Origin of the sequence: Streptomyces sp. NPDC050263 (assembly GCF_040655955.1) — a bacterium.
Taxonomy (GTDB): Bacteria; Actinomycetota; Actinomycetes; order Streptomycetales; family Streptomycetaceae; genus Streptomyces.
Window position 1 is genome coordinate 108,452 of record NZ_JBFAKW010000016.1, and the last position, 8,801, is coordinate 117,252.

Annotated in this window: 5 protein-coding genes; 4 read left to right on the forward strand and 1 reads right to left on the reverse strand. The window is 72.4% G+C overall.

Annotated elements, in window-relative coordinates:
• Positions 1-26: 26 nt before the first annotated feature.
• From AB0J04_RS10740 to AB0J04_RS10750, 3 genes are read left to right on the forward strand one after another with little or no spacing between them, the layout of a single operon-like run.
• The gene (locus AB0J04_RS10740) at positions 27-833 is read left to right on the forward strand and encodes an HlyD family efflux transporter periplasmic adaptor subunit (RefSeq protein WP_363168008.1); all 807 of its coding nucleotides are present in this window, start codon (positions 27-29) and stop codon (positions 831-833) included.
• The gene (locus AB0J04_RS10745; RefSeq protein ID WP_363168009.1) at positions 830-3,052 is read left to right on the forward strand and encodes an NHLP family bacteriocin export ABC transporter peptidase/permease/ATPase subunit; all 2,223 of its coding nucleotides are present in this window, start codon (positions 830-832) and stop codon (positions 3,050-3,052) included. The genes AB0J04_RS10740 and AB0J04_RS10745 overlap by 4 nt, the downstream gene beginning before the upstream one ends.
• 1 nt (position 3,053) lies before the next feature.
• On the forward strand, positions 3,054-5,876 hold the full coding sequence (locus tag AB0J04_RS10750; protein WP_363168010.1) for an NHLP bacteriocin export ABC transporter permease/ATPase subunit: 2,823 nt from the start codon (positions 3,054-3,056) through the stop codon (positions 5,874-5,876).
• Between the two features lie 362 nt (positions 5,877-6,238).
• On the opposite strand, the gene AB0J04_RS10755 is transcribed toward AB0J04_RS10750, so the two are convergent.
• Positions 6,239-7,090: an alpha/beta hydrolase gene (locus AB0J04_RS10755; protein ID WP_363168011.1), complete on the reverse strand. Its 852-nt coding sequence runs from the start codon at positions 7,088-7,090 to the stop codon at positions 6,239-6,241.
• A gap of 165 nt (positions 7,091-7,255) precedes the next feature.
• Here AB0J04_RS10755 and AB0J04_RS10760 point away from each other — a divergent pair, with 165 nt between their 5' ends.
• Positions 7,256-8,758, forward strand: coding sequence for an MFS transporter (locus AB0J04_RS10760; RefSeq protein ID WP_363168012.1), 1,503 nt, complete (start codon positions 7,256-7,258; stop codon positions 8,756-8,758).
• Positions 8,759-8,801 lie beyond the last annotated feature (43 nt).

Sequence of the window (8,801 nt, forward strand, 5' to 3'; positions counted from 1 at the left end):
GCTCTGAAACTCCCGAGGGAAGTCCCGTGCAGTTCCGCCAACAGGCCCTCGCCAAGCTCCAGTCGCCGGAGGAACTCGACCTGCCGGTGCGGTTCGCGCGCCCGCAGGGCTGGCTGGTGCTGTCCGTGACCGTGGTCGTCATGGCGGCCGCGTCCGTGTGGGCGGTGACCGGTTCGGTCGCGTCCACGGTGAGCGCGCCCGCCGTCCTCACCCACGGCGAGGGCAGTTACGTCCTCCAGAGCCCGGCCGCGGGCCAGGTCACGGCGGTCCTCGCCAAGGAGGGCCAACGGCTGCCCGCCGACTCCCCCGTGCTGAAGGTGCGCACGGCCGACGGCGACGCCGTGGTGCGGACGGTCGCCGCGGGCCGGATCACCGCGCTCGCCGCCACGATCGGGCAGATCATCGCCACCGGAGCGAACGTGGCCGCCGTGGAGAAGGTCGCGGACGCCGACGACCCGCTGTACGCGACGGTGTACGTGCCCGCGGAGAACGCCGCGTCGATCCCCGAGGACGCGGCCGTCGATCTGACCGTGCAGACCGTGCCGTCCCAGGAGTACGGGGTGCTGCGCGGCCATGTGAAGTCCGTGGACCGCACGGCCCAGTCGGCGCAGCAGATCGCCGCGTTCCTCGGCGACAGCCAGCTGGGCGGGCAGTTCACGAAGGACGGCCGCCCGGTCGCGGTCCTGGTCCGCCTGGACAAGTCGTCCGGGACGAAGAGCGGCTACAAGTGGTCGTCGGCGGAGGGACCGCCGTTCGCGCTCACCTCCATGACCATGGCCACCGGTTCGATCCGGCTGGCCGACCAGCGTCCCGTCGATTGGCTGCTCCCGTGACGACGACCGAGCAGACCCGCAGTCGCCGGAAGGCCGCGCCGCCCCGGCGCACCGTGCCCAAGAGCCGGGTGAAGACGGTCCGCACGCCCACCGTGCTCCAGATGGAGGCCGTGGAGTGCGGGGCCGCGTCCCTCGCCATGGTCCTCGGCCACTACGGCCGGCACATCCCGCTGGAGGAGCTGCGCATCGCGTGCGGTGTCTCCCGCGACGGCTCGCGCGCCAGCAACCTGCTCAAGGCGGCCCGCAGTTACGGCCTGACGGCCAAGGGCATGCAGATGGACCTCGCGGCCCTCGCGCAGGTGAAGTCGCCCGCGATCCTCTTCTGGGAGTTCAACCACTACGTCGTCTACGAGGGCCTCGGCCGGCGCTTCGGCCGCCGGGGCGTGTACATCAACGACCCCGGCAAGGGCCGGCGGTTCGTGCCGATGGAGGACTTCGACGGCAGCTTCACCGGGGTCGTGCTGGTGCTGGAGCCGGGCGAGGCCTTCGAGCGGGGCGGGCGCAAGCCGGGGGTGCTGGGCGCGATGCCGGCCCGGCTGCGCGGCACCGCGGGCACCATGCCGGCGGCCGTGCTGGCGAGTCTGCTGCTGGTCCTGGTGGGCGCGGCCGTGCCGGCGCTGAGCCGGACCTACATCGACATGTTCCTGATCGGCGGACAGACCTCGCTGCTGGAGGTGCTGTTCGTGTCGATGGGCACCTGTGTGGCGCTCACGGTCGCCCTGACCTGGCTCCAGCAGGCCAACCTGCACCACGGCCGGATCATCTCCTCGACCCTGTCCAGCGCCCGCTTCCTGCGGCATCTGCTGCGGCTGCCGGTGACCTTCTTCTCCCAGCGCAGCCCGGCCGACCTGGTCCAGCGGCTCCAGTCGAACGACGCGGTCGCCGAGACCCTGTCCCGCGACCTCGCCTCGGCCGGCGTGGACGCGGTGGTCGTCGTCCTCTACGCGGTCCTCCTCTACACCTACGACCCGCAGTTGACGTATGTCGGCATCGGTGTGGCCCTGCTCAACATCGTCGCCATGCGGATCGTCATCCGGATGCGCGCGACCCGTACGGCGAAGCTGCGCGCGGACAACGCGCGGCTGACCAACACGGCCTACACCGGGCTGCAGTTGATCGAGACGATGAAGGCGACCGGCGGCGAGGACGGCTACTTCCGCAAGTGGGCCGGGCAGCACGCCACCACGCTGGAGGAGCAGCAGCGGCTCGGGGTGCCGAGCGCCTGGCTGGGCGTGGTCGCGCCGACGCTCGCCTCGCTCAACAGCGCGCTGATCCTGTGGATCGGCGGCATGCGGGCGATCGAGGGCCATGTCTCGGTCGGTCTGCTGGTCGCCTTCCAGGCCCTGGTCACCCGCTTCACCGCGCCGCTGACCCGGCTGAACGGCGTCGCGGGCCGGATCCAGGACTTCGCGGCGGACGTGGCCCGGCTGAAGGACGTGGAGAACTTCCGCGCCGACCCGCTCTACGACCGTCGCGGCGGCGCCGACTCCACCCGCCGGCTCCAGGGGCATGTCGAGCTGGAGAACATCGCCTTCGGCTACAGCCCGCTGGACAAACCGCTGCTGACCGGCTTCGACCTGACCGTGGGCCCGGGTCAGCAGGTGGCGCTGGTCGGCGGCTCGGGCAGCGGCAAGTCGACGGTGTCCCGGCTGATCTCGGGCCTGTACGCGCCGTGGGAGGGCGTGATCCGCATCGACGGGCAGCGGCTGGAGGACATCCCGCGCGGGGCCCTCGCCTCCTCGGTCTCCTTCGTCGACCAGGAGGTGTTCCTCTTCGAGGGCTCGGTCCGCGACAACGTGGCGCTGTGGGATCCGTCGATCCCGGACGACGCGGTCGTCGAGGCGTTGCGCGACGCGGCGCTCTACGACGCCGTCCTGCGGCGGCCCGGCGGCATCCACAGCAAGGTGGAGCAGGACGGCCGCAACTTCTCCGGCGGGCAGCGCCAACGCCTGGAGATCGCCCGGGCGTTGGTGCGTCGGCCGAGCATCCTGGTGCTGGACGAGGTGACCAGCGCGCTGGACGCGGAGACCGAGCAGGCGGTGATGGACAACCTGCGCCGGCGCGGCTGCGCGTGTGTGGTGATCGCGCACCGGCTGAGCACGGTACGGGACAGCGACGAGATCGTCGTGCTCCAGCACGGCACGGTCGTGGAGCGCGGGCGGCACGAGGAACTGGTGGCGCGCGGCGGCTCGTACGCGGCCCTGGTCAGGGAGCGTTGAGATGACGACCGTGGACGAAGGCGGCGTCGACGTCGTGCTCGCCGCACTGGGTCAGCTGGGCTCGCGGATCGACTGCGCGGGCTTCGGCCGCCTCGATCTGGCGGGCCCGCAGGTGCTGTGGCTGGTCGCGTCGGGCGCGCTGGACCTGTTCGCGGTGGACGCCGAACAGCAGGGCCACTGGCACCACTTGGGCCGTCTGGAGGCGGGCGCGCTGCTGCTCGGTCCGGTCACCGGCCCGCAACACACGCTGGTGGCACGTCCGTTGCGGGACTGTGTCGTGCACCGCATCGGCCTGCGCGAGCTGTACCAGCCCGCGAACACCCAGACCTGGTCCTACGACGAGTACGGCAACCCCCAGTACGTGCCGCCGACTTCGAGCCCCCTGGAGTACGCGCTCGCCCTCGGGGTCGGCCGCGGTCTGTCCATCCTGTTCCAGGCGCCGATGGCCACCGAGCGGGCGGCGGAGGTCACGGACGACGATGTGTTCTGGATGCAGGTGCCGCCGGGCAGCGTGCAGTACGGCTCGCTGTACGGGGCCGAGGCGGCCGCCGACCTGCTGATGGACCCCTCGGTGTGGCAGAGCATGGTCGACCAGCAGTACCGGCTGCTGACCACGCTGGACCGCTGGATCGAGCAGGTGGAGCGCACCCACGAGACGCGCACGGCCGCCGGCATCAAGGCGGGCGAGGCGGTGCGCGCCCAGGCCGACCGGACGCTGCTGGCGTCGATCGGAGGGAAGTCGGGGCAGCGCACGACGGCCGCCGACGCCGACGCCACCTTCGCCGCCTGCAAGCTCGTCGCCCGGGCCGCCGGGATCACCCTCGCCGAGCCCTCGCAGATGGGCGCCGACAGCGACCGGCTGGACCCGGTCGAACGGGTCGCGCTGGCCTCCCGGGTGCGCGCCCGGGCCGTACGGCTCGACGGCCGCTGGTGGCGGGACGACGTGGGCCCGCTGGTCGGGCACCGGGCGCTGTCCGGGGCGCCGGTCGCGCTGCTGTGGCGGCGCGGCGGCTATGTCGCCGTCCATCCCGCGACCGGGCGGGAGACGCCGGTCGAGAAGGCCAACGCGGCGGAGTTCGAGCCGCGGGCCGTCATGTTCTACCGGCCGCTGCCGGAACGCCGGCCGAGCCCGCTCGGGCTGCTGCGGTTCAGCATGCGGGGCACCGGCGGCGACCTGACGAACCTGCTGCTCAGCGGGCTGGTGACGGTGGTGATCGGGGCGCTGGTGCCGATCGCCACCGGCAAGGTGCTCGGCGAGTACGTGCCACGGGCGCAGCAGGGGCTGATCGTGCAGGTGTGTCTGGCGGTGATGGTGAGCAGCGTGGTCGCGGCGGCGTTCATGCTGTTGCAGAACCTGACCATCCTGCGTCTGGAGGGCCGGATCGAGGCGACGCTGCAACCGGCCGTCTGGGACCGGCTGTTGCGGCTGCCGACCAAGTTCTTCGCCGAGCGGTCGACGGGCGAGCTGGCGAGCGCCGCCATGGGCATCAGCGCGATCCGCCGGCTGCTGGCGGGACTCGGCCCGTCGGTGGCGCAGTCCGTCACCATCGGGGCCATGAACCTGGGGCTGCTGCTCTGGTACAGCGTGCCGATGGCGCTGGCGGCGATCGGCATGCTGGTCGTCATCGCCGCCGTGTTCCTTGGCCTCGGGCTGTGGCAGGTGCGCTGGCAGCGGCGGCTGGTGGTGCTCTCCAACAAGCTCAACAACCAGGCGTTCCAGACGCTGCGGGGACTGCCGAAGCTGCGGGTGGCGGCGGCCGAGAACTACGCGTACGCGGCCTGGGCGGCGCAGTTCGCGCGCAGCCGCGAGCTCCAGCAGGGCCTGGGCCGGATCAAGAACCTCAACACGGTGCTGGGCGCGGTGTACCTGCCGCTGTGCTCCCTGCTGATGTTCATGCTGCTGGCCGGTCCGGCCCGGGGCGCGCTGTCGGCGGCCGACTTCCTCACCTTCAACACGTCGATGACGATGCTGCTCACCTCGGTGACCTCGCTGACCGGCGCCTTCGTCTCGGCGGTGGCCGCGCTGCCGCTGTTCGAGGAGATCCGGCCGGTGCTGGAGGCGACGCCCGAGGTCCGCACGGGCAACACCCGCCCCGGCCCGCTGACCGGCGCGCTCGAGGCCCGCCGCCTCTCCTTCCGCTACTCCGACGACGGTCCCCTCGTCCTCGACGACGTCTCCTTCGAGGTACGGCCCGGCGAGTTCGTGGCGATCGTCGGCCCGAGCGGCTGCGGCAAGTCGACGCTGCTGCGGCTCCTCATCGGCTTCGACAGACCGGTCTCGGGCAGTGTGCTGTACGACGGCCAGGACCTGGCGGCGCTCGACCAGTCGGCGGTGCGCCGGCAGTGCGGGGTGGTGCTCCAGCACGCCCAGCCGTTCACCGGCTCCCTGCTGGACGTCATCTGCGGCACCGAGGCCTACACACCGGAGGAGGCCATGGCGGCCGCCGAGATGGCGGGCCTCGGCGAAGACATCAAGCGCATGCCGATGGGCCTGCACACGATCGTCTCGGGCAGCGGGTCGGTCTCGGGCGGTCAACGGCAGCGCCTGATGATCGCGCAGGCGCTGATCCGCCGGCCGCGCATCCTGTTCTTCGACGAGGCGACCAGCGCCCTCGACAACGAGACGCAGCGCACGGTCATCGAGAGCACCCGCAAGCTCAACGCCACCCGGGTCGTCATCGCGCACCGGCTGTCGACGGTGCTGGACGCCGACCGGGTCGTCGTGATGGAGAACGGCAAGATCGCCCAGCAGGGCCCGCCCGCCCAGCTCCTCGCGGACACGGGCGGCCGGCTGCACGAGCTGGTGCGGCGGCAGCTGACGTAGGCCACGGGGCGGTCGGTCCCGGCCGGGCACCGGCGCGCCGGACGGGAACCCGGACTCGACGCAGGCCCGGTCGTCGACGGCGTCGACGTCGAAGCGAAGTTCGTCGCCGCCCCGGACGAAGGACAGGTGGCGGGGCGCGTCCACGGCCACGACCCGGCCGGTCGGTCGGGAGGGGAACCAGCGGGCCGGTTCGGCGGGCTCGGCGACGAGCCGCCGGACACGTTCGGCCGGAAGGTCGGTCGGTCTGCCCGTCCACCGGTCTGCGGGGTGTCGCCGGATCGGCGTCTCCGGATCGGCGTCTCCGGAGCGGCGTCTCCGGAGCGGCGTCTGTGCACCGGGAGGGTGCGCCGGACGCGCCGGGCTCACGGCTTCTGCGGGGCCCCCGCCCACAGCCCGGGCACCCGGCCGCCCGCGCTGGTCAGCTGCTGGGTCGCCGTGACCCGCAGGGCCGCCGCGAAGCGGGCCGGATCGCGCAGGAACTCCATGTGGATGCCCGGGAACTCCGCCCAGGGCGCGCCGATCCGGCGGGCGATCTCGATCGAGGGGCGGGCGTAGTAGGCCCCGCGGTCCTCCGCGCCGGCGGCCAGGAGGATCGGGAACGGGGCCGCCCTGAGGGCCGTCTCGTCGGGGTGGAAGGCGCCGAAGCCCGCCCATTCGGTCCCGAAGAGGTGCTCCTGGTTGGCCAGGAAGCGCTGCCAGAGGTCGGCGGGCCAGCGGTAGGCGCCCTCGCCGCGGGTCGTCTCGGCGAACCGGCGCCCGGCCGCGGGCCCGCCGCCGGCGGCGTACAGCGCGGCCAGCTCGGGGAAGAAGCCGCGCGCCGGGTCGCCGTCCGGCAGGACGTTCACGGCGGGCGGTTCATGGGCGATCAGGCCCGCCACCGCCTCCGGGTGCGCGGCCGCCAGGGTGAGTCCGACGATCGCGCCCGCGCTGTTGCCGAAGACCAGGGCCCGGCCGCCGGCCAGGCCGTCGATCAGCGCGCGGGCGTCGGCGGCCTGCTGGGTGAGCCGCATCGGCCCCTCGCCCGCGCCGCCGCTGCGGGAGTTGCCCCGGCGGTCGTAGGTGATCACGGTGAACGCGTCGGCGAGGTCCTCGGCCACGGCCGTGTAGTAGCCGGCGTCTCCCCCGGCCCCGCTGATCATCAGCAGGGCCGGACCGCTGCCGCGCACCTCGTGGTACAGGCCCGTGCCGTCGACGTCGAACACACCGCTGCGCATGTCTGAGCTCCCTCGCCGCTGCCGCACTGCCGCACTGCCGCACTGCCGCACTGCCGCTCCGCTAACGAAACTTTGCCGTTTCGCTGATACTGGTCTAGCCTCCACGTGTACGAAACCGTTTCGTTTACGGGTTCTCTGCCGTCACGTCCCTGGAAGTGGTTCCCCATGTCTCCGAAGACCCTCACGGACGGCACCCTTACGGGCGCCGAACAGGAGCCGTCCGCGGCATCCGCCAAGAAGTGGTGGATCCTCGCGGTCGTCGCCCTGGCCCAGCTGATGGTGGTGCTGGACGCCACCATCGTGAACATCGCCCTGCCCTCCGCGCAGGCCGACCTCGGCTTCTCCGACGGCAGTCGGCAGTGGATCGTCACCGCCTACGCGCTGGCGTTCGCCTCCCTGCTGCTGCTCGGCGGCCGGATAGCCGACCTCTTCGGCCGCAAGACGGCCTTCCTGATCGGTGTCGTCGGCTTCGCCGCCGTCTCCGCGCTCGGCGGCGCCGCGACCAACTTCGAGATGCTGGTCACCGCCCGCGCACTCCAGGGCGCCTTCGGCGCGCTCCTCGCGCCGGCCGCGCTCTCGCTGCTCAACACCACGTTCACCGACGCCAAGGAGCGCGCCAAGGCGTTCAGCGTCTACGGCGCCATCGCCGGCGCGGGCGGCGCCGTCGGCCTGCTGCTCGGCGGCATCCTGACCGACGCGCTCGACTGGCGCTGGACGCTCTACGTCAACGTGGCCATCGCCGTGGCCGCCTTCGCGGGCGGCTGGCTGCTGCTCTCCAACCACCGCGACGCCGAGAACTCCAAGCTGGACGTGCCCGGCACCGTCCTGGTCGCCTCGGGTCTGTTCGCCCTGGTGTACGGCTTCTCCAACGCGGAGACGCACGACTGGAACTCCCCGCAGACGTGGGGCTTCCTGATCGCGGGCGGGCTGCTGCTGGCGGCCTTCGTCTGGTGGCAGACGCGCGCCGCGCACCCGCTGCTGCCGCTGCGCATCCTGTTCGACCGCAACCGCGCGGCCTCGTTCTTCGCCGTGCTGATCTCCGGCGCGGGCATGTTCGGCGTGTTCCTCTTCCTCACCTACTACCTCCAGCTCAACCTCGGCTTCACCCCGACGAAGACGGGTGTGGCGTTCCTGCCGATGGTCGCGGCGCTCATGGTGGCGGCGCAGCTCGGCACCACGGCCCTGGTGCCGAAGCTGGGCCCGAAGGCGGTCATCCCGCTGGGCTTCGCGATCGCCGCGGTCGGCATGGCCTGGCTGACCGGGATCGGCGTCGGCTCCTCCTACCTGAGCGCGGTCCTGCCGCAGCTGATCGTCATCGGCGTCGGCCTCGGCCTGGTCATGCCGCCCGCCATGCAGCTGGCCACCAGCGGGGTCGCCGCCGAGGACGCCGGCGTGGCCTCCGCCACGGTCAACGCCATGCAGCAGGTCGGCGGTTCGATCGGCACGGCGCTGCTGAACACCCTCGCCGCGAGCGCCGCGACCGACTACCTGGCCGGGAAGGACCCAACGAACAAGCTGGTCCAGGCGCAGGCCACCATCGAGAGCTACACCACCGCGTTCTGGTGGTCGGCCGGCTTCTTCGCGGCGGGCGCGGCCATCGCGTTCGTGCTCTTCCGCCGCGGGGTGCCGCAGGTGGACGCGGACGCGGCACCGGTGGTCCATATGTGACGGACCTTCGAGGAGGGCCGCATCAAGGAGCCGCGTCAGGGAG

Coding starts and splice junctions, on each gene's coding strand:
- AB0J04_RS10760 (WP_363168012.1), top strand. CDS start 7,256: ATGTCTCCGAAGACCCTCACGGACGGCACCCTTACGGGCGCCGAACAG.
- AB0J04_RS10755 (WP_363168011.1), bottom strand. CDS start 7,090: ATGCGCAGCGGTGTGTTCGACGTCGACGGCACGGGCCTGTACCACGAG.
- AB0J04_RS10750 (WP_363168010.1), top strand. CDS start 3,054: ATGACGACCGTGGACGAAGGCGGCGTCGACGTCGTGCTCGCCGCACTG.